Origin of the sequence: Pseudomonas sp. P4795 (genome assembly GCF_048822895.1) — a bacterium.
GTDB lineage: Bacteria > Pseudomonadota > Gammaproteobacteria > Pseudomonadales > Pseudomonadaceae > Aquipseudomonas.
The window spans coordinates 357,052-383,125 of sequence record NZ_JBMFBT010000004.1; the positions used below are offsets into that span (position 1 = coordinate 357,052).

At 59.6% G+C, this 26,074-nt stretch carries 24 protein-coding genes; 18 read left to right on the top strand and 6 right to left on the bottom strand.

The window, feature by feature from the left end:
• The first annotated feature begins 278 nt into the window (after positions 1-278).
• From ACOI8A_RS13755 to ACOI8A_RS13790, 8 genes are all read left to right on the top strand, one after another.
• Positions 279-635: a glutamine amidotransferase gene (locus ACOI8A_RS13755; RefSeq protein ID WP_420647425.1), complete on the top strand. Its 357-nt coding sequence runs from the start codon at positions 279-281 to the stop codon at positions 633-635.
• Positions 636-727: 92 nt separating this feature from the next.
• Positions 728-2,086, top strand: coding sequence for a glutamine synthetase family protein (locus tag ACOI8A_RS13760; RefSeq protein ID WP_420647424.1), 1,359 nt, complete (start codon positions 728-730; stop codon positions 2,084-2,086).
• 57 nt (positions 2,087-2,143) lie between these two features.
• Complete coding sequence (locus ACOI8A_RS13765; RefSeq protein ID WP_420647423.1) at positions 2,144-3,508, top strand: aspartate aminotransferase family protein; 1,365 nt, start codon at positions 2,144-2,146, stop codon at positions 3,506-3,508.
• Positions 3,509-3,681: 173 nt separating this feature from the next.
• The gene (locus ACOI8A_RS13770) at positions 3,682-4,794 is read left to right on the top strand and encodes a polyamine ABC transporter substrate-binding protein (RefSeq protein ID WP_420647422.1); all 1,113 of its coding nucleotides are present in this window, start codon (positions 3,682-3,684) and stop codon (positions 4,792-4,794) included.
• A 187-nt stretch (positions 4,795-4,981) separates the two neighbouring features.
• On the top strand, positions 4,982-6,079 hold the full coding sequence (locus ACOI8A_RS13775; protein WP_420647421.1) for a polyamine ABC transporter substrate-binding protein: 1,098 nt from the start codon (positions 4,982-4,984) through the stop codon (positions 6,077-6,079).
• A gap of 66 nt (positions 6,080-6,145) precedes the next feature.
• The gene (locus ACOI8A_RS13780) at positions 6,146-7,288 is read left to right on the top strand and encodes an ABC transporter ATP-binding protein (RefSeq protein ID WP_420647420.1); all 1,143 of its coding nucleotides are present in this window, start codon (positions 6,146-6,148) and stop codon (positions 7,286-7,288) included.
• Positions 7,289-7,323: 35 nt separating this feature from the next.
• Positions 7,324-8,205 carry an ABC transporter permease subunit gene (locus ACOI8A_RS13785; RefSeq protein ID WP_420647527.1) on the top strand — a complete coding sequence of 294 codons (882 nt, stop codon included), beginning with the start codon at positions 7,324-7,326 and terminating at the stop codon, positions 8,203-8,205.
• Positions 8,202-9,092, top strand: coding sequence for an ABC transporter permease subunit (locus tag ACOI8A_RS13790; RefSeq protein WP_420647419.1), 891 nt, complete (start codon positions 8,202-8,204; stop codon positions 9,090-9,092). The genes ACOI8A_RS13785 and ACOI8A_RS13790 overlap by 4 nt, the downstream gene beginning before the upstream one ends.
• A gap of 279 nt (positions 9,093-9,371) precedes the next feature.
• Here ACOI8A_RS13790 and ACOI8A_RS13795 read toward each other — a convergent pair whose 3' ends face one another.
• Positions 9,372-11,777 (bottom strand): penicillin acylase family protein, encoded by a 2,406-nt coding sequence (locus ACOI8A_RS13795; protein WP_420647418.1) that lies wholly within the window; start codon positions 11,775-11,777, stop codon positions 9,372-9,374.
• Positions 11,778-11,880: 103 nt separating this feature from the next.
• Positions 11,881-12,459, bottom strand: coding sequence for a DUF6436 domain-containing protein (locus ACOI8A_RS13800; protein WP_420647417.1), 579 nt, complete (start codon positions 12,457-12,459; stop codon positions 11,881-11,883).
• 99 nt (positions 12,460-12,558) lie between these two features.
• Here ACOI8A_RS13800 and ACOI8A_RS13805 point away from each other — a divergent pair, with 99 nt between their 5' ends.
• Positions 12,559-13,506 carry an alpha/beta hydrolase gene (locus tag ACOI8A_RS13805; protein WP_420647416.1) on the top strand — a complete coding sequence of 316 codons (948 nt, stop codon included), beginning with the start codon at positions 12,559-12,561 and terminating at the stop codon, positions 13,504-13,506.
• Positions 13,507-14,001: 495 nt separating this feature from the next.
• Here ACOI8A_RS13805 and ACOI8A_RS13810 read toward each other — a convergent pair whose 3' ends face one another.
• Positions 14,002-14,754, bottom strand: a complete 753-nt coding sequence (locus ACOI8A_RS13810; RefSeq protein WP_420647415.1) for a hypothetical protein — start codon at positions 14,752-14,754, stop codon at positions 14,002-14,004.
• A 108-nt stretch (positions 14,755-14,862) separates the two neighbouring features.
• Between ACOI8A_RS13810 and ACOI8A_RS13815 the strand changes: the two genes are divergently transcribed.
• Both ACOI8A_RS13815 and ACOI8A_RS13820 read left to right on the top strand, forming a co-directional pair.
• Entirely contained in the window at positions 14,863-15,495 is a 633-nt protein-coding gene (locus tag ACOI8A_RS13815; protein ID WP_420647414.1) for a 2OG-Fe(II) oxygenase, read from the top strand.
• A 1-nt stretch (position 15,496) separates the two neighbouring features.
• Positions 15,497-15,982: a DUF523 domain-containing protein gene (locus ACOI8A_RS13820; RefSeq protein ID WP_420647413.1), complete on the top strand. Its 486-nt coding sequence runs from the start codon at positions 15,497-15,499 to the stop codon at positions 15,980-15,982.
• A gap of 111 nt (positions 15,983-16,093) precedes the next feature.
• Here ACOI8A_RS13820 and ACOI8A_RS13825 read toward each other — a convergent pair whose 3' ends face one another.
• Entirely contained in the window at positions 16,094-16,663 is a 570-nt protein-coding gene (locus tag ACOI8A_RS13825) for a transporter substrate-binding domain-containing protein (RefSeq protein WP_420647412.1), read from the bottom strand.
• 135 nt (positions 16,664-16,798) lie between these two features.
• Between ACOI8A_RS13825 and ACOI8A_RS13830 the strand changes: the two genes are divergently transcribed.
• Complete coding sequence (locus ACOI8A_RS13830; RefSeq protein ID WP_420647411.1) at positions 16,799-17,224, top strand: DUF4399 domain-containing protein; 426 nt, start codon at positions 16,799-16,801, stop codon at positions 17,222-17,224.
• A 62-nt stretch (positions 17,225-17,286) separates the two neighbouring features.
• Here ACOI8A_RS13830 and serA read toward each other — a convergent pair whose 3' ends face one another.
• Positions 17,287-18,516 (bottom strand): phosphoglycerate dehydrogenase, encoded by a 1,230-nt coding sequence (gene serA, locus ACOI8A_RS13835; protein ID WP_150602030.1) that lies wholly within the window; start codon positions 18,514-18,516, stop codon positions 17,287-17,289.
• A 204-nt stretch (positions 18,517-18,720) separates the two neighbouring features.
• On the opposite strand from serA, the gene ACOI8A_RS13840 reads away from it, so the two are divergent.
• The 4 genes from ACOI8A_RS13840 to ACOI8A_RS13855 all read left to right on the top strand — a co-directional run bounded on the left by ACOI8A_RS13840 (position 18,721) and on the right by ACOI8A_RS13855 (position 23,069).
• Positions 18,721-20,115, top strand: a complete 1,395-nt coding sequence (locus ACOI8A_RS13840; RefSeq protein WP_420647410.1) for an FAD-binding oxidoreductase — start codon at positions 18,721-18,723, stop codon at positions 20,113-20,115.
• A 37-nt stretch (positions 20,116-20,152) separates the two neighbouring features.
• Entirely contained in the window at positions 20,153-20,818 is a 666-nt protein-coding gene (locus ACOI8A_RS13845; protein ID WP_420647409.1) for a fumarylacetoacetate hydrolase family protein, read from the top strand.
• A 298-nt stretch (positions 20,819-21,116) separates the two neighbouring features.
• Complete coding sequence (locus ACOI8A_RS13850; RefSeq protein ID WP_420647408.1) at positions 21,117-22,046, top strand: SdiA-regulated domain-containing protein; 930 nt, start codon at positions 21,117-21,119, stop codon at positions 22,044-22,046.
• A 105-nt stretch (positions 22,047-22,151) separates the two neighbouring features.
• The gene (locus tag ACOI8A_RS13855; protein WP_420647407.1) at positions 22,152-23,069 is read left to right on the top strand and encodes an SdiA-regulated domain-containing protein; all 918 of its coding nucleotides are present in this window, start codon (positions 22,152-22,154) and stop codon (positions 23,067-23,069) included.
• Between the two features lie 172 nt (positions 23,070-23,241).
• On the opposite strand, the gene rpiA is transcribed toward ACOI8A_RS13855, so the two are convergent.
• Positions 23,242-23,916, bottom strand: coding sequence for a ribose-5-phosphate isomerase RpiA (gene rpiA / locus ACOI8A_RS13860; protein ID WP_420647406.1), 675 nt, complete (start codon positions 23,914-23,916; stop codon positions 23,242-23,244).
• A gap of 148 nt (positions 23,917-24,064) precedes the next feature.
• Here rpiA and ilvA point away from each other — a divergent pair, with 148 nt between their 5' ends.
• A complete protein-coding gene (gene ilvA, locus ACOI8A_RS13865) occupies positions 24,065-25,579 on the top strand; it encodes a threonine ammonia-lyase, biosynthetic (protein ID WP_420647405.1) in 1,515 nt (504 codons plus the stop codon).
• A gap of 39 nt (positions 25,580-25,618) precedes the next feature.
• Positions 25,619-26,044, top strand: a complete 426-nt coding sequence (locus ACOI8A_RS13870) for a DUF2269 domain-containing protein (RefSeq protein ID WP_420647404.1) — start codon at positions 25,619-25,621, stop codon at positions 26,042-26,044.
• Positions 26,045-26,074 lie beyond the last annotated feature (30 nt).

The window sequence follows — 26,074 nt, forward strand, 5'->3', positions numbered from 1 at the left end:
GATGCAACACCTTTGTTGTTAAAAATATCAATCATTGATCTTTTCTGGTTTCAGTCAACCCGAACGGCCTGCCGAAGTCAAGCGAGGCCTTTTTTGCCCTAAAAAAGCGCCGCGAGGGCATTTATGGGGCAGTTTTGGGCGTTTTTTTACCTTCGCACGCTGCGCCATCCGCAGGCTTGAGCGGGCCGTGTTGTATTTTTTACGGGGGTGTTGTGTAAAAAAATGAACAAGGCTAAGCTCCGATCAAACCCATAACAGCAATAATACCGGGGTGCTTCATGTCTCGCCTGCCGATAATCGGCGTCACCGACTGCTCATTGCAGCGCGGTCTGCATGCTCATCACATCAGTGGCGATACGTCCGTCCACAGCGCAGCCAGCAAGGCGCGCGGCTTGTCAGCGATTTCCCGGTACAGGGCAGATCATGCGGCAACGTCTTCCATTCTGGACGCACGACCCAGCATCCTCTTTAGCGGTTCTCTCTTCAATATAGATCTGTTTCACATCCCCGGCCTGCGCGGTGCCTATGGCCGTGCTCGTGATTCTGCACGCGCCGGATGTGCACAGGAAATGCAACGCCAGCGTAAAGGGCAGGTAAGCTCCTCGTTCATTGTCTTGGCGCGGTGCCCGGCGTAAGCCGACACTGCGCGCAAGCAAGCCCTACACGCGACGCCCCGTGCGTCAAACTTTGCCTGACACGCGTCAGGAGACTCAGCCCAGAGGCATTTATGAGTAACAACCTCGACCAGCTCACCGATTGGTTGAAAGACCACAAGATCACAGAAGTCGAATGCATGATCGCCGACTTGACCGGGATCACCCGGGGCAAGATTTCGCCGACCAACAAATTCATCGCCGAAAAGGGCATGCGCCTGCCAGAAAGTGTTCTGTTGCAGACCGTGACCGGCGATTACGTCGAAGACGACATCTATTACGAACTGCTCGACCCGGCCGACATCGACATGATCTGCCGCCCCGACCAGAACGCCGTTTTCGTCGTGCCGTGGGCCATCGAGCCGACCGCGCAGGTGATCCACGATACCTACGACAAGCAAGGCAATCCGATCGAGCTGTCGCCGCGCAACGTGCTGAAGAAGGTTCTGAAACTCTATTCCGACAAGGGCTGGCAGCCAATCGTGGCGCCGGAAATGGAGTTCTACCTGACCAAACGCAGCGACGACCCCGACTATCCGCTGCAACCGCCGGTCGGCCGTTCCGGGCGTCCGGAAATCGGTCGTCAGTCGTTCTCCATCGAAGCGGCGAACGAATTCGATCCGCTGTTCGAAGACGTTTACGACTGGTGCGAATTGCAGGAACTGGACCTCGACACGCTGATCCACGAAGACGGCACGGCGCAGATGGAAATCAACTTCCGTCACGGCGACGCACTGTCGCTGGCCGACCAGATTCTGGTGTTCAAACGCACCATGCGCGAAGCGGCGCTCAAGCACAACGTGGCGGCGACCTTCATGGCCAAGCCAATGACCGGCGAGCCGGGCAGCGCGATGCACCTGCACCAGAGCATCATCGACATCGAGACCGGCAAGAACGTCTTCTCCAATGAAGACGGGAGCATGAGCCAGTTGTTCCTGCACCACATCGGTGGCTTGCAGAAACTGATCCCGGAATTGCTGCCGCTGTTCGCGCCGAACGTCAACTCGTTCCGCCGCTTCCTGCCGGACACCTCGGCGCCGGTGAACGTGGAGTGGGGCGAAGAAAACCGCACCGTCGGCCTGCGCGTGCCGGATGCCGGTCCGCAAAACCGTCGGGTGGAAAACCGCCTGCCGGGCGCCGACGCCAACCCGTACCTGGCGATTGCCGCGAGCCTGCTCTGCGGTTACATCGGCATGGTCGAAGGCCTCAACCCGAGCGCGCCGGTGGTGGGCCGTGGTTACGAACGCAGAAACCTGCGTCTGCCGCTGACCATTGAGGACGCGCTGGAGCGCATGGAAAACAGCTCGACCGTCGAGAAATACCTCGGCAAGACCTTCATCACCGGCTATGTCGCGGTCAAGCGGGCCGAGCATGAAAACTTCAAGCGCGTGATCAGTTCGTGGGAGCGCGAATACCTGTTGTTCGCCGTCTGATGCGCCCGGCGCGGCGCTCAAAATGCCGCGCCTTCACCGATAACAAGGAGAATTGGCATGACCAGCAACAACCCGCAAACCCGTGAGTGGCAAGCCCTCAGCAACGATCATCACCTGGCGCCGTTCAGCGACTTCAAACAGCTGAAAGAGAAAGGCCCGCGGATCATCACCAGCGCCAAGGGCGTGTACCTCTGGGACAGCGAAGGCAACAAGATTCTCGACGGCATGGCCGGCCTGTGGTGCGTGGCGATCGGTTACGGTCGTGATGAACTGGCTGACGCCGCCAGCAAACAGATGCGCGAGCTGCCTTATTACAATCTGTTCTTCCAGACCGCCCACCCACCGGCGCTGGAGCTGGCCAAGGCGATTGCCGACATCGCGCCAGAAGGCATGAACCACGTGTTCTTCACCGGATCCGGCTCCGAAGGCAACGACACCATGCTGCGGATGGTTCGCCACTACTGGGCGATCAAAGGCCAGCCGAACAAGAAAGTCATCATCAGCCGCAAGAACGGTTATCACGGTTCGACCGTGGCCGGCGCGAGCCTCGGTGGCATGACTTATATGCACGAGCAGGGCGACTTGCCGATCCCGGGCATCGTGCACATTGCCCAGCCTTACTGGTTCGCCGAAGGCGGTGACATGTCGCCGGAAGAGTTCGGCATCTGGGCGGCCAATCAGCTCGAAGAGAAGATTCTCGAAGTCGGCGTGGATAACGTCGGCGCGTTCATTGCCGAGCCGATCCAGGGCGCGGGCGGCGTGATCATTCCGCCAGACAGCTACTGGCCGCGCGTGAAGGAAATCCTCGCCAAGTACGACATCCTGTTCGTCGCCGACGAAGTGATCTGCGGGTTCGGCCGTACCGGTGAGTGGTTCGGTAGCGATTTTTACGACCTCAAACCGGACATGATGACCATCGCCAAAGGCCTGACCTCCGGCTACATCCCGATGGGTGGCCTGATCGTGCGAGACGAAGTGGTCGCGGTGCTCAACGAGGGCGGCGATTTCAACCACGGCTTCACCTACTCCGGGCACCCGGTGGCGGCGGCGGTGGGGCTGGAAAACATCCGCATCCTGCGCGACGAAAAAATTATCCAGAACGCCCACGACGAAACGGCACCGTATTTGCAGAAACGTCTGCGGGAACTCAACGATCACCCGTTGGTGGGTGAAGTGCGTGGCGTCGGTCTGCTGGGCGCCATCGAACTGGTGCAGGACAAGGCCACGCGCAAGCGTTACGAAGGGCGTGGCGCGGGCATGATCTGCCGCCAGTTCTGCTTCGACAACGGGCTGATCATGCGGGCGGTTGGCGACACCATGATCATTGCGCCGCCGCTGGTGATCAGCAAAGCGGAGATCGATGAGTTGGTGACCAAGGCACGCAAGTGTCTGGATCTGACCCTGAGTGCGTTGCAGGGCTAAGTGCTAGGCTTCTGAGCGAAGGCTGCGCTGCAACTTCGCTCAAAGCTGTCACAAAGGCTGGTCTTTTCTTGAAAGACCGCCTTGGATCTTGCCAGACTAGCCGCGGTTCCAGTTGTCCGGGTTCGGCCGCTGAACAATGTGGTTCAAAAAAGAAAAATTTGGAGCATCAACGCATGAAGGCATTAGGCAAAAAGCTCGCTGGCAAGACTCTGCTCGCCATGTCCCTGATGGGCGTGATGGCGGGTGCGGTTCAAGCGGACGACAAGGTGTTGCACGTTTACAACTGGTCCGACTACATCGCACCGGATACGGTTGCCAAGTTCGAAAAAGAGTCGGGCATCAAAGTTGTCTATGACGTTTTCGACAGCAACGAAACCCTGGAAGCCAAGTTGCTCGCCGGCAAGTCCGGTTACGACATCGTGGTGCCTTCCAATAACTTCCTCGCCAAGCAGATCAAGGCTGGCGTGTATCAGGAACTGGACAAGTCCAGGTTGCCAAACTGGAAGAACCTCGACGAAGACCTGCTCAAGGCCGTCGGCGATGCCAGCGACCCGGGCAACAAGCATGCCTTCCCGTACATGTGGGGTTCGATCGGCATCGGCTACAACCCGGAGAAGGTCAAGGCTGCGCTGGGCATCGACAAAATCGATTCCTGGGACGTGGTGTTCAAGCCTGAAAACATCGAGAAGCTCAAAAGCTGCGGCGTGAGTTTCCTTGACGCGCCGACCGAAATGATTCCGGCGGCATTGCACTATCTGGGCAAGCCGACCAACAGCAAAGACAAGGCTGACCTGAAAGCCGCCGAAGATCTGTTCCTGAAGATCCGCCCTTCGGTCGGCTACTTCCATTCCTCCAAGTACATCTCCGACCTGGCCAACGGCAACATCTGCGTGGCCGTGGGTTACTCGGGTGACCTCGAGCAGTCGAAAACCCGCGCCAAGGAAGCCGGTGACAAGGTCAAACTGGCCTACACCATTCCGAAAGAAGGCGCCGGTACCTTCTACGACATGGTTGCGATTCCGAAGGACGCCACCAACGTTGAAGCCGCCTACAAGTTCATGAACTACCTGCTGCAGCCGGAAGTGATGGCCGAGATTACCAACGCCGTGCGTTTCCCGAACGGCAACAAGGCCGCTACACCTCTGGTAGACAAAGACATCACCAGCGATGCGAGCATCTATCCATCGGCTGAAGTGAAGAAACAGCTCTACGCGATCAGCGATCTGGACGCGGCTACTTTGCGCCTGATCACGCGCAGCTGGACCAAGATCAAATCCGGTAAATAATCCGGTTTGAAGCAGCACCCGCTGGCCGTCGTCTGCGCGACGGCGGTCAGCGGAACAATTAAATGACGGAAAGTTTTGCTGGATCGGTTTTTCGAGGGTAAGTTGCGCGCCGGTTTTGTTGTCGGGCAGCCATGGCTGTCATGCAGCGCGGGGCAACTTGGGCCCAACTAATTTAGAGGACCTCCACGTGCCTGTTTTTTCTTCTTTGCGCAATGCCCTGCTGGTCACTGCCGGCCTGACAATCGCTGTCGGCGCCCAGGCTGCCGGTACGGTGCATATTTATAACTGGTCGGATTACATCGGCGAATCGACGCTGGCCGACTTCCAGAAGGCCACCGGGATCAAACCGGTCTACGACGTGTTCGATTCCAACGAAACCCTGGAAGGCAAGCTGCTCGCCGGACGTACCGGTTACGACGTGGTCGTACCGTCGAACCACTTCCTCGGCAAGCAGATCAAGGCTGGCGCGTTCCAGAAACTCGATAAGGCGCAGCTGCCGAATTACGCCAACCTCGACCCGATGCTGCTCAAGCGTCTTGAGCAGAACGATCCGGGCAACCTGTACGCCGTACCGTATCTGTGGGGCACCAACGGCATCGGTTACAACGTCGATAAAGTGAAGGCGGTGCTTGGCGTCGACAAGATCGATTCGTGGGGCGTGCTGTTCGAGCCGGAGAACATCAAGAAGCTGCAAAGCTGCGGCGTGGCGTTCCTTGATTCGGCCGATGAAATGATGCCGACGGTGCTCAACTATCTGGGCCTGGATGCCAACAGCACCAACCCCAAGGATTACGAGAAAGCCACCGACAAATTGCTCGCCGTGCGCCCGTACGTGACCTACTTCCATTCCTCGAAATACATCGGCGATCTGGCCAACGGCGATATCTGCGTGGCGATCGGTTTCTCCGGCGATATCTTCCAGGCGAAAAACCGTGCCGCAGAAGCCAAGAAGGGCGTCAACATCGCCTACGCGGTGCCGAAAGAGGGCGGCGCATTGTGGTTCGACATGCTGGCGATTCCCAAGGACTCGTCGAACGTGAAGCAAGCCCACGCCTTCATCAATTATCTGCTGAAACCTGAGGTGATCGCTCAGGTCAGTGACTACGTCGGTTACGCCAACCCGAACCCGGGTTCGGACAAATTGATGGAGCAATCGATCCGCACCGATGAGTCGGTTTATCCACCGCAGGCCGTAATCGACAAGGCTTATGTGTCGACCGAGTTGCCACCGAACATTCAGCGTCTGATGACCCGCAGCTGGACCAAGGTCAAGTCGGGCATGTAAGGCACAAACTATCCTGGGTTCGTCCGCTTGGGCGAACTGCACTGTTTTTTTCTGGGAGTTTTGTAAATGGCAGTTGCCTCCGGCGCCTATAAGAAAGCCCTCGAGGGCGACCAGACACCGAAACAGGTGTTGGTCAAAATCGACCGGGTCACGAAGAAGTTCGACGAGACGATTGCCGTGGACGACGTGTCCCTGGAAATCAAAAAAGGCGAGATTTTCGCCCTGCTCGGCGGTTCGGGATCGGGCAAATCCACCCTGCTGCGCATGCTCGCAGGGTTCGAACGGCCCACGGAGGGGCGCATTTTTCTCGACGGCGTCGACATCACCGACATGCCGCCGTACGAACGTCCGATCAACATGATGTTCCAGTCCTACGCCTTGTTCCCGCACATGACTGTGGCGCAGAACATCGCCTTCGGTTTGCAGCAGGACAAGATTCCCAAGGCCGAGGTCGAGGCCCGTGTGGCCGAGATGCTCAAGCTGGTGCAGATGAGTCAGTACGCCAAGCGCAAGCCGCATCAACTGTCTGGCGGTCAGCGTCAGCGCGTGGCGCTGGCACGTTCGCTGGCCAAGCGGCCGAAGCTGTTGCTGCTCGACGAGCCGATGGGCGCGCTGGATAAAAAACTGCGTTCGCAGATGCAGCTGGAACTGGTGGAAATCATCGAACGCGTGGGTGTGACCTGCGTGATGGTGACTCACGACCAGGAAGAGGCCATGACCATGGCCGAGCGCATCGCGATCATGCATCTCGGCTGGATCGCGCAGATTGGCAGCCCGATCGACATCTACGAAACCCCGACCAGCCGCCTGGTCTGCGAATTCATCGGCAACGTGAACATCTTCGAAGGCGAAGTGATCGACGACGCCGAAGGCTACGCGACCATCACCTGCAAGGATCTCGACCGGCAGATCTACGTCGGCCACGGCATCAGCACCTCGGTGCAGGACAAATCCGTGACCTACGCGATCCGTCCGGAGAAACTGCTGGTCACCGCCGAAATGCCGACCTGCGAGTACAACTGGTCGAGCGGCAAAGTGCATGACATTGCCTACCTCGGCGGCCACTCGGTGTTCTACGTCGAATTGCCGAGCGGCAAACTGGTGCAGTCGTTCGTGGCCAACGCCGAACGTCGCGGTGCACGTCCGACCTGGGGCGATCAGGTTTTCGTGTACTGGGAAGACGACAGCGGCGTGGTACTTCGCTCATGAACATGCGCAAGTTCAAACGGCGCATTAATCGAATAATTCCAAATGGCCGTCAGCTGGTCATCGGGGTTCCGTTCATCTGGCTGTTCCTGTTCTTCATGCTGCCGTTCTTCATCGTCCTGAAGATCAGCTTCGCCGAAGCCGACGTGGCGATTCCGCCGTACACCGAGATCTACACCTTTGCCGAGCAGAAGCTGCAACTGCTGCTGAACCTCGGTAACTACGCGATGCTTGGCGACGACGAGTTGTACATCGCCGCCTACCTCGGCTCGCTGAAGATGGCGCTGATCAGCACCGTCCTCTGTCTGCTAATCGGCTACCCGATGGCCTATGCCATCGCCAGCGCGCGCAAAGAGATGCAAACCGTGCTGGTGCTGTTGATCATGATGCCGACCTGGACCGCGATTCTGATCCGCGTGTATGCGTGGATGGGCATCCTCAGCAACAACGGTCTGCTCAACGGTTTCCTGATGAGCATGGGCTTTATCGATGAGCCATTGCAGATCCTCAACACCAACCTCGCTGTGTATATCGGCGTGGTCTATTCGTACCTGCCGTTCATGATCCTGCCGCTCTACGCGAATCTGGTGAAGCACGACAACAGCTTGCTGGAAGCCGCGTCCGATCTGGGTTCGAGCACCTTCAACAGCTTCTGGAAGATCACTATTCCACTGTCGAAGAACGGCATCATCGCCGGCTGCATGCTGGTGTTCATCCCGGTCGTGGGCGAGTTCGTGATCCCGGAACTGCTCGGCGGTCCGGAAACCCTGATGATCGGTAAAGTGCTCTGGCAAGAGTTCTTCAACAACCGTGACTGGCCGGTAGCGTCCGCGCTGGCGGTGGTGATGCTGGCGATCCTGATTGTGCCGATCATCCTGTTCAACCGCAGTCAGGCCAAGGAAATGGAGGGTAAAGAATGAAGCGCATCCGTTTCTCCAGCCTGATGCTGGTGCTCGGCCTGTTGTTCATCTATCTGCCGATGCTGATCCTGGTGATCTACTCGTTCAACGCCTCGAAACTGGTGACGGTGTGGGGCGGATGGTCGATCAAATGGTACGTCGGCCTGCTCGACAACTCGCAACTGATGGGCTCGGTGTTGCGTTCGCTGGAAATCGCCTGCTACACGGCGGTGGCCGCCGTAGCGCTGGGTACGTTGGCGGCGTTCGTGCTGACGCGCATCACGCACTTCAAGGGCCGCACGCTGTTCGGCGGTCTGGTGACGGCGCCGCTGGTAATGCCGGAAGTGATCACCGGTCTGTCGCTGTTGCTGCTGTTTGTGGCCATGGCGCAGATGATCGGCTGGCCGCAGGAACGCGGCATCGTCACCATCTGGATCGCCCACACGACGTTTTGTGCGGCGTATGTGGCGGTGGTGGTGTCGGCGCGTCTGCGTGAGCTGGACCTGTCGATCGAAGAAGCAGCGATGGATCTGGGGGCGCGGCCGTGGAAGGTGTTCTTCCTGATCACCATCCCGATGATCGCCCCTTCGCTGGCGGCGGGCGGCATGATGTCGTTCGCCTTGTCGCTGGATGACCTGGTGTTGGCGAGTTTCGTGTCCGGGCCGGGTTCGACGACCTTGCCGATGGAAGTGTTCTCGGCGGTGCGTCTGGGCGTGAAGCCTGAGATCAACGCTGTCGCCAGCCTGATTCTGCTGGCGGTGTCGATCGTGACCTTCATGGTCTGGTTCTTCAGCCGCCGCGCCGAAGAAGCACGCAAGAAAGCCATCCAGCAAGCCATCGACGAAAGCGCAGCTGACTCGTGGAAACAACCGGACGCGCGCCGGGCACCGGCACCGGGAGCGGCGTAAGCAGTCATGGGGCTGATCACAAAGTGTGATCAGGGTTTGAGGGTTAGGGCAGGCTTGAGATTGCCGGCCCTCACCCCAGCCCTCCCGAAACGTCGGACCGCCCGGAGGTAGAGGGAGCCGATTGGGGGATATTCAAGAGTTACGCCGTCGTGGTCGCACTTTATTGAATCCATAATCGGCACAGCTATTTCAGGTCGATGTATGACGTAAGACTCCTCGGTCGGCCCCCTCTCCCTCCGGGCGGTCCGACGTTTCGGGAGGGCTGGGGTGAGGGGCTTTTCAAGGTGCACGCTTGGGCAACAACTTCAACGTACTCCGAGTATTCGCCGTCACCTCTTCATCACTGAAATGCGCCTGCACATACATCCCGTCGACATACGCCTCCGCCTGATCCTCATAGTGACGATCAAACGGCACGCCACTCTGGCCAACCGGATTAATCGTCAAACTGTGCGCCGGGTCAGCAAAGTCCACCAGCCGCCGCGTCGAAGGCCCGTAAGTCACCGGCCATGGCGCCGGGCCGATCTTGGCGGACAAATTGTTTGGCACTTCATGGGAGCCGGGCGCCGCGAACGGGCCGACATTGAAGATCCGCTCCAGCGGCTTCTGCTGACCCAGCGGATGGCCATGGCTCAGGGTATGCGCCTTGCCCCACTGCCAGCCCGATGCGTCATCACCCAAGGTCGATTTCAGATGCGCCATGCTCGCCTGCCATGCGGCGCGCACGGTATCGGCGCGGGTCTCTTTCGTCGGTGTGTTGCGGTTGTCCCACCACGCTGAGTCGGCATTCGCCGCCAGACGCGGCAACGCCGAATCAATCACCCGCGTCGACAGCAATGTCTCGAAGAAATCATTGCCCAGTTCATCACGCATCGCCGCATCCGCGAGGTCATAGAGAAACTGGTTGAACAGCGTCGCCTTGACCGAGTCCAGCGGATAGTCGCCTTGCCACTGCGCGAGTTGCTCGACCAGTTTCAACTCGACGGGATTGCTCACCACTTCGCGCAGCACTGGCAGTAACGGCGCCAACAGACGCTGGCCGTAACCGGTGGCAGTGCCCAGTTGCAATTGCTGATTGGCCTCGTTGTCCCACTTCACGCTCTTGTCGCTGAGTTGGCGATTGAGTTGCTGGCCACGGTCGGCGAGGTTGTAGTAACCAGGAATCTCCATCCCGGTCGGCGAAACGGGCTGGAAGTTGGCCGAGACGATATAGCCGCGCGCCGGGTTTTCTTCCTGCGGGTTGGCGCTAAACGGGTAGTAACCGTCCTTGTCCGCCTGATGGCTGCTGCCGTCGAGAATGAAACCCGGCTTCACCCCGGCCGGACGCTTGGGCAGCAACGCCGAGGCCCACCAGGCGATGTCACCCTTGGCGTTGGCGTAGACGATGTTCAGCCCCGGCGCCTGCACCTTGGCGGCTGCGGCGCGGGCCTTGGTCAGGGTGTCGGCTCGATTGAGCTGGTAGAAACCTTCAAGGATCGGATTCGGCGTTTCGAGGAACGCCCACCACATGGCAATCGGGGTTTTGCCGGCAGCCGTGCCGAGTGCGTCATTAACGATCGGGCCGTGGGGTGACTGGCGCAGAGTGATGGTCACCGGCGCCTGGCCCTTCACCGCAATTTGCTGCTGGGTGCTGACCATGTCGGTCCACTGGCCGCGATACCAGACCTGATTCGGATTGTCAGGGTTGACCTTCTCGGCGATCAGATCGAGGTCATCGTTCTGGAACATGGTCAGGCTCCAGCCGAAATCCATGTTGTGCCCGAGGAACGCGAACGGCACCAGCGCCTGATGATGCCCGTACAGATCAAAGCCCGGCGCCGACAATTGCGCCTCGTACCAGACCGAAGGCACCGAGAACCGGATGTGCGGATCGCCAGCCAGTAATGGCTTGGCACTCTTGCTGCGACTTCCGGAGATGACCCAGGCGTTGCTGCCCTCGAACTGCGGCAAGCCATTGTCGATCAATGCCTGCTCGCTGACGCGGGCGAGAGCGGTGAGGTTCTGCCAGTCCGCGACGTTCAGCGACGGCGCCGGCGTGCGCTGTTTGACCAGCACACCTTTGGGCTGCCATTCAAGATCGAAGACATTCAGGTAATCCGCGCCGAGTTGATCGCGCACGTAGGTCATCAGCGGTTCGGTGCGAAACGCCGCCGCGAAGCTGTAAGCCATGTAGCCGGCGACGCTGATGCTGTCTTCGGCGGTGAACGGCCGCTTGGGAATGCCCAGGACGTCGAACTCGACCGGCGCGGCGTGGCTGTCCTGATATTGGTTGATGCCGTCGAGATAGGCTTGCAGGGCCTTCCACGCCGGTGACTGTTTGTCCAGATTGGCCACGTAAGTGGCAGCGCGCTCGCGAATGCGCAGGCTGCGGAACAGTTTGTCGGTGTCGAGCAGTTTTGGCCCGAGCACTTCGGCCAGTTCGCCACGGGCGAGGCGGCGCATGGCTTCCATCTGGAACAGCCGATCCTGCGCATGCACGTAGCCGAGGGCGCGATACAGATCGGTTTCGTTGTCGGCGCGAATGTGCGGCACGCCGCGCTCGTCGTAACGCACGGTCACCGAGCCTTGCAGGTTGCGCAGCTCGACCTGGCCCTGACGCGTCGGTTGCTTGCTGTACCCATACCAGCCCACCGCAACCAGTAGCGCGACGATCAGCAAGCCAAGAACGGTGAAGACGCGTTTCATGGTGACTCCTTGTGCGATGCGGATGGTCATCCGTGCGGGCTGGCAACAATTAGCACAGACCCTGGCTGCTGCGCATCGCCGTCCTCGAAAAGTCCGGAATGCCTTATCGGGTTTCGGCCGGCCACGGGCAATAGCAACCCACCGCCAACGTGTGGGTGGCGTTGACCGGACGATCATCGCTCAGGGCTTGCAAAATCGGTTCGATAAAACTGTTGCTGGAGTTGCAGGTCAGGCCTTCGCTGTACGGGCCGAAGTACGCGAGTTTGCCGCTACGATCCCAGATCGCCACGGCCGGGCTGGCGGGAATCTGCTCGGAGCCGGGTAGCACCGCGATGCTTTTCAGACTGCTGAGGGTGGCGGGCAATTGGCCTTGGCTGCCGGGTCGCTGCACGGCGAAAAACTCCACGCCCTTGGCGCTGAACTGCTCGACCATTTCCGTCAGGTGCTGTTGATTGCCAACGTTGCACGGGCAAGCCGGGTCCCAGAAATGCACAAGACGAATACTGCCGGGGCCGGCCAGATCATCCGGCAGGCGCAGCGGATCACCGGAAAACACCGCCGTGTGCTCGCTGAATGCGCGCAGGTAACGCCCCTGAAACCAGTCATACGCCGCCCACAATACCCCGGCGCAGACTAGCGCGAGCAGGCTGGCAAACAGTGCGGTGCGGTACGGCGAACGCATGGTTTTCGATCCTTGAGAGATCGGCTAGCTTGCCATGCTTGCTCCGACAGATGAATATCGCAGACCGATAAAGTCCGTTTACCGTTTTGGAATTGCCTCATGCCTGCCACTTTCGACCCCGATCATTTACGCGCCAGCCTCAAGCCTTTGGCCGAGTGGCAGCCGTTGTCGGATGAGGCCAAGGCTTATCAACGCTTCTACCAGACCGATTTCCCGGATCGCGATGTATGGCGCGGCATGGGCCGCTTCGAGGTCAACGGTTATGAACTGGTCAGCCATTGCTGGTGGCCGGAAAAGGCCAAAGCCACGCTGGTTTTGTTGCACGGTTATTACGATCACACCGGGCTGTATCGGCATCTGATCGAGTGGGCGCTGGACCAGGATTTTGCGGTGATCGCCTGCGACTTGCCGGGGCATGGACTGTCGAGCGGTGCGCGAGCCAACATCCGCGATTTCTCTGAATATCAGGATGCTCTTCAAGCTCTGTTCGCCGAGGCGCGTTCGATTGCGCTGCCGCAGCCGTGGCACTTGTGCGGGCAGAGCACTGGCGCAGCAATCGTGGTTGACCATGTGCTCAATCATGGCGAAGACAGTCCGGCGCAGGGGCAATTGATTCTGCTCGCGCCGCTGGTACGTCCGCGCGCCTGGGGCTGGTCGCAGCTGAGTTATTACCTGCTGCGGCCCTTTGTTCGAGGGCTGCCACGGCGATTCAGCGAGAACTCCAATGATCCGGATTTTCTGCCGTTTCTGCAGGCCGATCCGTTACAGCCGTTGCGTTTGCCGACGGCGTGGGTCGGTGCGTTGTCGCGCTGGATCAGTCGGGTCGAGTATGCGAAGAAGAGTCCGCGCCGGCCGCTGATTATTCAGGGTCAGGCCGACATGACGGTGGACTGGCCGCATAACCTGCAAGTGTTGAAGTGGAAGTTTGACCGGCCGCAGATCTTGCTGCTGCCTGAGGGGCGGCATCATCTGGTGAATGAGACGGCGGAGATGCGCGAGGAGTATTTCGAGTTTTTGAGCAAGCGGATCAAGGGGCGGAATTCGTAGTGATGCTCTGGCTGGGTGCATATCCGTTGCTGCGGTAATGGCTGCTTAGGGTTCCGCCCTGACGGCGGGTCACTTTGGCAAACGCCCCAAAGTAACCAAAGGTCTTTTGCCCTGACGTTCGGCCCTCGCTTAGGCTCGGGTTCCTTCGCTCCGGGATTGTTCCGGGGGCATCGCCTCCGGTTTGCTGCGCTGCACCTCCTCTCGATGTGTTTGGCTGCGCCAAACGGTCGCTGCGCTCCCACCCCCGGATCAATCCCTCCACTCAGCCTGCCGACGGGCGCTCGCGATCAAGAGCTGCACTCGAGCTTGCGCTCATTGTGTTGAGTGGGGCGGCTTTGCCGCATGGGTCGCACAAAAAACTGTGGGAGCTGCGGTGCGACGATTCGACTTGCCAGCGATGGCGGCCTCCGAGCCGACCAGTCTCTGGCAGATGTATTCAGTCCCCACTGTGGGAGCTAGCCTGCTAGCGATGGCGGCCTGTCAGGCACCAGATATTTACTGGCTGAGGTTGGAGGTGCTTTGTCCAACCGCCAACCCCGCACGAATTGCCGCCAGCGCCGCCTGGTAGTAAGCCTTGCCTTCGGTCGACTCGGCAAAGGTCGCAAATTCTTCCAGTTCTTCATCCGACAGGTCGCGATAGACATACAGCAGCGTGTTGTTCAGGTCGGCACCGATCTGATCCATCAGTCGCTGGCGCTGACCATTCAACATGTTTTGCGCCTGACCGCCGCCAAGCAATCCAGGAATCATCGAACTCAGACTGTCCGCCGCCACGCCGGCAATCGCCAGACTGACTTCGGCGCCAGCTTCACGCGCCGGCAGCGCTTGGGCGAGGTGGCCGATGATCAGCAGGCGGGTGTCGCTGGCGGGCATCTTCGGCAGGCCTTTGGCATTTTTCGCCAGTTGATCGCGGCGGGTCGCCAGCAGTTCGGCGGCGACGACTTTTTTGCCCAACACCGACTGGAAAAACCCCAGCGCCGGCTTCGGATCGGCGAGGTTCTTGCGCAGTTGCGCCTCGGCGCGTTGGTCCATCGGCTGCGGCGCGAAGCGTTGATTGCTGTTGTTTACCAGCGCCTGAAACACCGCCGGTGGCAGGCTGTTCTGGTAACGCTGCTGCGCGGCGCTCAGGGCATCGTTGAAATGCGCGCGTTGTTCTGGCCAGCCGGCGACCTTGTAGAGCTGGTCGTAGCCGTCCGCCCAGGCGGGCAACACGCAGAACATCAACAGTGAAAAAAGCAAACGGCGCATAGGGACTCCTGTCAGCAGCGGACTATTCTCCGTGCGGTGCCAGTACTTGTCGAGAATTCGTAGCGAGCCGCCGCGTGGCTCTGTCGGATTTTTCGCCGCAGGCATACTATGCGCGCCATGCAAATATCCTCTGAACACCCGCTGCTGTTACGCATCGTCGACGACCTGGCCGAACATGGCTGGTCGCAGCAGAACATTTTCCTGCCCGCAGATCTGACCTGCGCGCTGGCGGCCGAGTGCCGTAAACGTGAGGCGGAGGGCGAACTGGCGCCAGCGGGCGTCGGGCGCGGGCCGTTTTCGGAGGTTCGCGAGGGCATTCGTGGTGATCATATTCAGTGGATCGAACCGGGTGAGGCCGAGTCCAGCGACCGTTACCTCGGATTGATGGACAGCCTGCGCGAGGCGCTCAATCGTGGTCTGTTCCTCGGGCTGGAGGACTTCGAATGCCATTTCGCCCTGTATCCGCCGGGCGCGTTCTATCGCAAGCATGTCGACCGGTTTCGCGATGATGACCGGCGCATGGTTTCAGCAGTGATCTACCTCAATGATGGCTGGCTGCCGGAGGATGGCGGGCAGTTGCGCATGTACCTCAAAGACCAGCGCGTCCATGACGTGCAGCCTACCGGCGGTTGTCTGGTGGTGTTTCTTTCCGGCGAAGTGCCGCACGAAGTGTTGCCGGCCAATCGCGAGCGTTTGTCGCTGACGGGCTGGTTCCGTCGCCGTGGCAACGAGCCGTTCTGATATGCACAAGATTCTGGTCAGCCGCTGTCTGTTGGGCCATCGCGTACGTTACGACGGCGGCGCGAGCGGGCCGTTTGATCTGCTGGAACAGTGGATCAGCGAAGGCCGGGTGGTGCCGTTGTGTCCGGAGGTTGCTGGAGGATTGCCGACGCCACGGGCGGCAGCGGAGATTCCGGGCGGGCAGGGGGCAGAGGTTCTGGACGGACTGGTGTCAGTTATCACGACTGCAGGTGAGGACGTCAGTGCACAGTTTCTCGACGGCGCGCGGCAGGCGCTGGAGCTGGTGCGAAAGCATGGGATTCGGGTTGCGGTGCTCAAGGCCAACAGTCCGTCATGTGGGAATCTGCTGACGTATGACGGGACGTTCAGTGGGGTGAAGGTCAGCGGGGAAGGGGTCACCGCTGCGCTGCTCAAACGCCATGGCGTACATGTCTTCAGCGAGCTGGAACTGGCGCAAGCCGCGAAAGCCCTGACACAACTCGACTAGATAAACATCCAAACCCTGTAGGAGCTGCCGAAGGCTGCGATCTTTTGATCTTGCTTTTCAGATTCAAGATCAAGAGATCGCAGCCTGCGGCAGCTCCTACAGGTTTCGTGTTTATTTGGGATCGCTAAGCCACTTCTTCGACAGCGCCTCCAACCGCCCATCCGCCTTGATCCGCCCCAGCGCACCCTCAAGGCTCGCTTGAAACGCCGGATTGCCCTTCTGAAACGGAATCGCCAATTCCACCGGCGGCGCGACTTTCGGCTTTTCCTCGGTCAGCGTCTGTACCAGCAACATCGACCGTGGCTGCTCATCTTTTTTTGCCAGCAACTGCCCATCCACCTTGCCGTAAGGTTCGCTGAAGTCGAAACGATCCTTGAGTTCCGGGGTCAGTGCTATGTGGTTGAGCGCAACGTCGTACTTGCCGCTTTCAACGCCCTGGAGCATGTCGCTTTCGTCGGTGACGATGAAATCGGCGCGCACATCCAGCTCGTTGGCCAGCAGTTGCCCAAGCTCGACCTCGAATCCTGCGAGGGTGTCGCCTTCCTTGAAATTGAAGGGCGGTGTATTAGCCTCAATGGCGATGCGCAACTCGCCACGGTCGTTGACGTCATCAATCAGTTCGGCGTGAGCCAGAGGGCTCAGAAGGGGTAGCAGGCAGATCAGGCCAGGCAGAAAACGCATGGTCACTCCTTTGAAATCATTATCGCGATGCTCTGATTCAGGCTCGCTTTGCTATGGTTGTCGAGTTCCTTCGACAACGAATGGTCATGAAGTTGTCATGACCGTGCGGATTTTACGGAAAAACTGGAGAAGAAAATGAAAAGCTTTATGTCACGTGCAGCGTTGGCTGGTGTGCTGATGGGTGTTTCGGTACTGGCCAGTGCGGCCACCCCGGCCCCCAAGGGCGCCGAAGTGTTCATCGTTTCTCCCGAGGACGGGGCCACGGTTTCCCAGGAGTTCAAGGTCAAGTTCGGCACCAAGGACGTCGCGCTGGCGCCGGCCGGTGACGTCACCAAAAACACCGGTCACCATCATTTGCTGATCGACGTCGACAAATTGCCGGCCGCCGGTGCGCCGATTCCGAACGATGCCAACCACATGCATTTCGGCAAGGCGCAGACCGAAGCCACGATCAAACTGGCCCCGGGCAAGCACACCTTGCAGCTGGAACTGGGCGACAGCGGTCACATGCCGTTCGATCCGCCGATCGTTTCGAAGAAAATCACCGTCAACGTCGAATAACGTTTCCGCGTGCATGAAAAAGGGAGCTCGAAAGCTCCCTTTTTTTGTGGCTCAGCGCGAAATCAGAACAGCACGCGGCTACGGATGGTGCCGTTAACGTGTTGCAGCTTCTCTTGCGCCAGCTCCGAGTACTCGGCGTCGACGTCGATCACCACGTAGCCAACCTTCTCGTTGGTCTGCAGGAACTGACCGGAGATGTTGATGCCGTTTTCGGCGAAGACCTTGTTGATCTCCATCATCACACCCGGAATGTTCTCGTGGATGTGCAGCAGACGGTGCTTGCCAGGGTGAGCCGGCAGGGCCACTTCCGGGAAGTTCACCGACGAAACGGAAGTCCCGTTGTCGCTGTACTTGACCAGTTTTTCTGCGACTTCCAGACCGATGTTGGCTTGCGCTTCGGCGGTCGAGCCACCGATGTGCGGGGTCAGGATCACGTTGTCGAGGCCACGCAGCGGGCTTTCGAACTCTTCGTCGTTGGAGCGCGGCTCGACCGGGAACACGTCGATGGCGGCGCCGATCAGGTGCTTGTCCTTGATCGCGTCCGCCAGGGCGTCCAGCTCGACCACGGTGCCGCGAGCAGCGTTGATCAGGATGCCGCCCTTCTTGATGGCGCGGATTTCCTTCTCGCCGATCATCCACTGGGTCGCAGCGGTTTCTGGAACGTGCAGGGTGACGATGTCCGACATGCCCAGCAGCTCGTGCAGGTTGTTGACCTGCGTCGCGTTGCCCAGCGGCAGCTTGGTCACGGTGTCGTAGAAATACACCTGCATCCCTAAGCCTTCAGCCAGAACCGACAGCTGCGTACCAATCGAGCCGTAGCCGACGATGCCGAGCTTCTTGCCACGGATCTCGAAGGAGTTGGCCGCGGACTTGATCCAGCCACCACGGTGGCAGGAAGCATTTTTCTCAGGGATGCCGCGCAGCAGCAGGATCGCTTCGGCCAGCACCAGCTCGGCTACGGAGCGGGTGTTGGAGTACGGCGCGTTGAACACGGCGATGCCGCGCTCGCGGGCTGCACTGAGGTCAACCTGGTTGGTGCCGATGCAGAAACAGCCGACTGCCACCAGCTTCTTCGCGTGATCGAAGATTTCTTCGGTCAGTTGCGTGCGCGAACGAATGCCGATGAAGTGCGCGTCAGCGATCTTTTCCTTGAGCTGGGCTTCCGGCAGAGAACCTGTGAGGTACTCGATGCTGGTGTAGCCCGCCGCCTTGAGGACGTCGACAGCCGATTGGTGGACGCCTTCGAGAAGAAGGAACTTGATCTTGCTCTTATCGAGAGAAGTCTTGCTCATCTGCGTAAACCTGTATCCCGGAGAAAAATGGCAGGAAATAGCCAGCAGACGCTGACCCGGACGGCAGGAAAGCCGTCACCGCAGAAAGGCCGTTGGGCACTGGCCTGCGGGGTCGGTATGCTAGCATAGCCACCCCGCTAAACACTCATTCCTGCGACGTGAAGCGTCTTCAGGATGACCATGAATTGTTCGAGAGTTCTGTCGATGACCAATCCTGCCCTGATTGATGAACTGAAGACCCTGGTTGAGCCTGGCAAAGTCCTGACCGATGCCGACTCCCTGAATGCTTACGGCAAGGATTGGACCAAACACTTCGCCCCGGCACCCAGCGCCATCGTCTTCCCGAAGACCATCGAGCAGGTGCAGGCCATCGTCCATTGGGCCAACGAGCATAAGGTTGCGCTGGTGCCGTCTGGCGGGCGCACCGGGCTGTCGGCCGCAGCCGTGGCGGCAAATGGCGAAGTAGTAGTGTCGTTCGATTACATGAACCAGATTCTCGACGTGAACCTCACTGATCGCACCGCTGTGTGTCAGCCGGGCGTGGTCACCGAGCAATTGCAGAACCGCGCCGAAGAACATGGCCTCTACTATCCAGTGGATTTTGCTTCCGCCGGTTCGAGTCAGATTGGCGGTAATATCGGCACCAATGCCGGCGGGATCAAAGTCATTCGCTACGGCATGACGCGTAACTGGGTCGCGGGCATGAAAGTCGTGACCGGCAAGGGTGATGTGCTGGAGCTGAACAAAGACCTGATCAAGAACGCCACCGGCTACGACTTGCGCCAGTTGTTCATCGGCGCCGAAGGCACTCTGGGGTTTGTGGTCGAAGCGACCATGCGTCTGGATCGCGCACCGAAGAACCTCACGGCGATGGTGCTCGGCACCGCCGATTTCGACTCGATCATGCCGGTACTGCACGCCTTCCAGGGCAAGCTCGACCTGACTGCATTTGAATTCTTCTCCGACAAGGCGCTGGCCAAAGTCATGGCTCGTGGCGACGTCCCTGCGCCGTTCGACACCGACTGCCCGTTCTACGCGCTGCTGGAATTTGAAGCGACCACTGAAGAAGTGGCCAACAGCGCTCTGGAAACCTTCGAACATTGCGTCGAGCAGGGCTGGGTGCTGGACGGCGTGATGAGCCAGAGCGAAACCCAGCTGCAAAACCTGTGGAAACTGCGCGAGTACATCTCCGAAACCATCTCGCACTGGACGCCGTACAAGAACGACATCTCGGTCACCGTCTCGAAAGTGCCGGCATTCCTCAAGGAAATCGACGCGATTGTCGGCGAATACTACCCGGACTTCGAAATCGTCTGGTTCGGCCACATCGGCGACGGCAACCTGCACCTGAACATCCTCAAGCCGGACAATCTGAGCAAGGACGAATTTTTCGCCAAGTGCGCCACCGTCAACAAGTGGGTGTTCGAGACCGTCGAGAAGTACAACGGATCGATCTCCGCCGAGCACGGCGTGGGCATGACCAAGCGCGATTACTTGACCTACAGCCGTTCGCCGGTTGAGATCGAGTACATGAAAGCGGTAAAAGCGGTGTTCGACCCGAATGGCATCATGAACCCGGGCAAGATCTTCGCTGTTTGATTTTCGAACTTAAGCGCTACGAATCAGGAGTCGGTCAATGAGCTATCAGCACCAGTATGTCGACGGCACGCGTATCCATTTTCCGCTGGGGAAGGTGGTGTGCATCGGCCGTAATTACGTCGAACACGCCAAGGAACTGGACAATCCGGTGCCAACCGAACCGTTGCTGTTCATCAAACCGGGCAGTTGCGTAGTGCCGCTGGAAGGTGGTTTCAGTATTCCGACCGAGCGTGGCTCGGTGCATTACGAAGCCGAGATTGCCGTGTTGATCGGCAAACCGTTGTCGACCAAGCCGAGCCGCGAAGAAGTGCTGGACGCGATCTCCGGTTTCGCCCCGGCGCTGGATCTGACCCTGCGCGACAAGCAGGGCGAGCTGAAAGCCAAAGGTCTGCCGTGGGAAATCGCCAAGTCGTTCGACGGCGCGGCGGTGATTGCGCCGTTTGTGGTCGGCAGTACTTTCGCTGATCTGACCGACATCGGCATCCGCCTGACCATCAATGGCGAAGTGCGCCAGGACGGTAACAGCAGCGCGATGCTCAACCCTATCGTGCCGATGATCCAGCACATGGCCGGCTGCTTCTCGCTGCAGGCCGGTGACGTGATTCTGACCGGCACCCCGGTGGGCGTCGGCCCGCTGAATGTCGGCGACGAGATCGTGCTGGAACTGCCGGGTGCTAGCAGCTTCACTAGCTCCGTCCTCTAACCTGTAGAGATGACACCGAACTGTGGCGAGGGAGCTTGCTCCCGCTGGACTGCGCAGCAGGCCCCCTGCTTTTTGCAGTGAAAAGCAGGGCCGCTTCGCGCCCCAGCGGGAGCAAGCTCCCTCGCCACAGGTGCCCATTCCACATTTAGATCTGTGATCGCTCCTGCAAACCCATAAGGCAATCGCGCCATTTGCCGTTTTTTTCACATCATCTCTGGATAATTCCGCGGATTCTGGCGTCTGAGCCACCCCCGTTGTGCTATTACCTTTAGCCTGAATTTCTGGAACGCGTCCCTTGATGGCCTCTCAACCGCTGCCCAAGCTGAAAACTGTCCGCCGCTCACGCTTCGCGATGCGCTGGTATTCCTGGCTATTGCTGGTGGCTGCGGCCGTTTATGGTCTGGCGTTTGCCATGCACTGGGACGATCGTGGTGTGCTCTGGGTATTGGAACGTTTCGAGAGTCCGACCGAGAAAAAGGAAAGTGTCTGGCTGCCGGATTACCGGGTGGTGATCGACGCTAAACAGCTGCCCGGGATGGAGAAGGACGAGGCGTCCGACCTGTCCTATAACCCACAGACCAAAACCCTGTTTTCGGTGATGGGCAAAAACCCGTTCCTGGTTGAGCTGAGCCTGCAAGGCGACGTGCTGCGCAAGATGCCGCTGGTGGGCTGGAGCAATCCTGAAGGCCTGACGGTGATGGAAAACGGCCTGCTGGCCATCGTCGATGAGCGCGAGCACCTGCTGTCGATCATCAAAATCGACGCCGATACCCGCGAATTGAAGCGCGACGACTACCCGAAATACGACCTCGGCCCGTCGAAAGACCAGAACAAAGCCTTTGAAGCCATCGCCTGGGATCCGCGTAACCAGCAACTGTTGCTTGGCGAAGAACGGCCGCCGGCACTGTTCACCTGGAAAAGCGATGGCAGCCAGATCCTCAAGGGCGACAAGCAGAAGTTGTTCAGCGATGAGCTGGACATCCGTAACCTCTCGGCTCTGGCCATCGACTCGCGCACCGGCCACACACTGGTGCTGTCCGCTGACTCGCACTTGCTACTGGAGCTGGACGAGAAGGGCGAGCAGGTCAGCTTCATGACCCTGCTCGGCGGTTTCAACGGCCTGAAAAGCACCATCCCGCGCGCTGAAGGCGTGACCATGGACGACAGCGGCACGCTGTACATGGTCAGCGAACCGAATCTGTTTTATCGCTTCGAAAAGCAAAAATAACCGCAGCCACAGGGTTTGCTTGTGGTCGCAGGCAAGTGGCCATTAAGCTTCAGTTCAGACGCGCGTGATATTTCATCCGCCTGTTTTGATTCCGAGCCCGCCCGCATGCGTCGACTTGCCCGTCCCAAACCACTGATTCTGATCCTGTCGATGATTGCCCTGATCGCATTGATTGCGCTCGGCCAATACATGCGTCTGTTCGAGCGTGCCTGGTTCAATCTGCATACCCTTTGGCAACCGCACAGCGTTGAATCCATCGCCCTCGATCAATATCGGGTGGAGATCGAGTCACAGGTCATCGAAGGCCTGAATGACGATGTCTCGGCGCTGACTTACGATCCGGTGCGCAAAAGCCTGTTCACCGTCACCAACAAGGACTCCGAGCTGATCGAGTTGTCGCTGGACGGCAAGCTCCTGCGCCGCATCGCGCTGATCGGCTTCGGTGATCCAGAGGCGGTGGAGTTCATCAGCGCCGACACCTACGTGATCACTGACGAGAGTCAGCAGCGGCTGATCAAGATCCATCTGGAACAAGACACCACATTCCTTGATGCAGCTGACGCCGAGCAGATGACTCTTGGCGTGCACTTGAGCGGCAATAAAGGGTTCGAAGGCCTGGCTTACGACTCGGTGGGCAAACGCCTGTTCGTGGCCAAAGAGCGCGATCCGATGCTGATTTACGAAGTGCACGGCTTCCCGCACTTCAATCCGGAAAAATCCTACGCGGTGCACGTAATCAACAACCCCAAGCGCGATGCCGGGATGTTTGTGCGCGATCTGTCGAGCCTGCAATACGACGAGCGCAGCGGGCATTTGCTGGCGCTGTCGGATGAGTCGCGGCTGATTCTGGAACTGGATGTGGGCGGGCGTCCGCTCAGCACGATGTCGCTGAGCAAAGGCCGGCAAGGCTTGCAGAAAACCGTGCCGCAGGCGGAAGGCATTGCGATGGACGATGACGGGACGTTGTATCTGGTGAGCGAGCCGAATCTGTTCTACGTGTTCAAAAAAACCGCGCAACCTTAAGAGCCACCACTAACCACTGTGGGAGCTGGCTTTGTGGCGAGGGGATTTATCCCCGTTGGGCTGCGCAGCAGCCCCAAAAGCTGGGGGTCGCTACGCAACCCAACGGGGATAAATCCCCTCGCCACAGAGGCTAGCTCCCACAGGTTTTTTGTCTGCCCATAGCAGTCTGGGCTTACTCAGCCTTCAGGGTCTTCACACCTTCACTAGTCCCGAGCAACAGCAAATCCGCCGGACGCGCCGCGAACAGGCCATTGGTGACCACGCCGACAATCGCATTGATCTGCGCTTCCAGCTCCACCGGGTTGGTGATCTGCATGTTGAACACGTCGAGGATGATGTTGCCGTTATCGGTCAGCACGCCTTCACGGTAAACCGGGTCGCCACCGAGCTTCACCAGCTCGCGGGCCACGTGGCTGCGGGCCATCGGAATCACTTCGACCGGCAGCGGGAATTCGCCGAGTACCGACACCAGTTTGCTGCCGTCAGCGATGCAGATGAAGGTCTTGGCCACGGCCGCGACGATCTTCTCGCGGGTCAGGGCTGCGCCGCCGCCCTTGATCAGGTTCAGGCGCGCGTCGCTTTCATCGGCGCCGTCGACGTAGAACTCCAGATCGCTGACCGTATTCAGCTCGTACACCGGAATCCCGTGGCCCTTGAGGCGCGCGGCGGTGGCTTCGGAGCTGGCGACCGCGCCATCGAACGCGCCCTTGTGCTTGGCCAAAGCGTCGATGAAGCAGTTGGCGGTGGAGCCGGTGCCGACGCCGACGATGCTCTTGTCGTCGAGTTTCGGCAGGATGAAGTCGACGGCGGCCTGGGCCACGGCCTGTTTGAGTTGATCCTGGGTCATGCGGGCTCCGGAAGCGGGCAGAGGGAAAACGGAAAGGCCGGCATTATAGCCTCAAGACCGGCTAAAACCTCTGGATTCGTGTGGTCGCCCGGACAAAAGCCGGGTTAGACTCCTTGGCCCTGCCCAACTCGCTCAGTGATGCTTTCCGATGCTCGAACAGTACGTCAAAAAGATCCTCACCTCGCGCGTTTATGACGTTGCCGTAGAAACCCCGCTGCAGAACGCTCGCCAGCTCTCCGAGCGGCTGGGCAACGATATCTGGCTCAAGCGCGAAGACTTGCAGCCGGTGTTCTCGTTCAAGATTCGCGGCGCCTACAACAAGCTGACTCAGTTGAGCGACGAAGAGCGTGCGCGCGGCGTGGTTACGGCGTCGGCGGGCAACCATGCGCAGGGGCTGGCCTTGGCGGCGAAAGTCCTGGGCGTGAAAGCCACCATCGTCATGCCGAAAACCACCCCGGAGATCAAGGTCGAAGGCGTGCGTTCGCGCGGCGGCAAAGTGGTGCTGCACGGTGATTCGTTTCCGGAAGCTTTGGCTTATTCGCTGAAACTGGTGGATGAAAAAGGCTACGTCTACATCCACCCGTACGACGACCCACACACGATTGCCGGGCAGGGCACCGTGGCGATGGAAATTCTGCGTCAGCACCCGCAGCCACTGGACGCGATCTTCGTGCCGGTCGGCGGCGGCGGGCTGATCGCCGGCATCGCGGCGTACGTCAAATACCTGCGCCCGGACATCAAAGTCATCGGCGTCGAGCCGGACGATTCCAATTGCCTGCAAGCGGCGATGGCCGCTGGTGAGCGCGTGGTGCTGCCGACCGTGGGCATCTTCGCTGACGGCGTGGCTGTGGCGCAGATCGGCCAGCACACCTTCGACATCTGCAAGGATTACGTCGACGAAGTGATCACTGTCAGCACAGACGAGATCTGTGCGGCGATCAAAGACATTTACGACGACACCCGTTCGATCACCGAGCCGGCGGGTGCGCTGGGCGTGGCCGGGATCAAGAAGTACGTCGAGCAGCGTGGCGTCAGCGGTCAGACCTTCGTCGCCATCGACTCGGGGGCCAACGTCAACTTCGACCGCCTGCGCCACGTCGCCGAGCGCGCCGAGCTGGGTGAAGGCCGCGAGGCGATCATCGCCGTGACCATCCCCGAGCAGGCCGGCAGCTTCAAGGCCTTCTGCGAAGCCATCGGCAAGCGCCAGATCACCGAATTCAACTACCGCTACAACACCGGCAGCGAAGCGCACATTTTCGTTGGCGTGCAGACTCACCCGGACACCGATCCGCGCAGCGCACTGCTGGCGAGCCTGACCGAGCAGGGTTTTCCGGTGCTCGACTTGACCGATAACGAGCTGGCCAAACTGCACATCCGCCACATGGTCGGCGGGCGTGCGGCGCAGGTGGTCGATGAAGTGGTGCTGCGCTTCGAGTTTCCGGAACGCCCGGGCGCGCTGTTCAACTTTCTCAATAAGCTCGGCGGGCGCTGGAACATCTCGATGTTCCACTACCGCAACCACGGCGCAGCGGACGGTCGCGTGGTCGCCGGCCTGCAAGTACCGCACGACGAGCGTCATCTGGTGCCCGCAGCCCTTGAGGAAATCGGTTACCCGTACTGGGACGAAAGCGACAACCCGGCCTATAAGCTGTTTCTTGGCTGAGCGGCTACGCTGATTTGCACGGACTGAGGAATTCGAACCATGGAAACGTTATCCGCCCTGAAAGCGGCGCACATACTCGCCACTGCGGTGTTGCTGATCGGCGCGTTGGGCCTTGGAATCTGGGTCTGGCGCGCGCGGCGCAACGGTGATGCAACAGCCGGTAGCCGTACGTTGCAGCGACCACGGGTGTTCGTCTGGCTTTTGATCGTGCTGGCGCTGCTGAGCATGCCCTTCACCGGCTGGTGGATGGTGCATCTGGTGGGCTGGCCGTTGGGGCAGACGTGGATTCTGGCGTCCAGCGTGCTTTACACCGTGGCGGCGTTGGCGTGGTTCTGGCTGCTGGTGCGCTTGAATCGGTTGCGCAAGGCGCCGGGTGGCGTTGGCAAGTTCAGTCTGGGGTTGGCGTTGTTTGGGCTGGTGTGTTTTGTGGCGATTGCCGGGTTGATGGGTGCCAAACCTGTTTAAGGCGAACAGCTCGCAGCCTGCGGCAGCTCC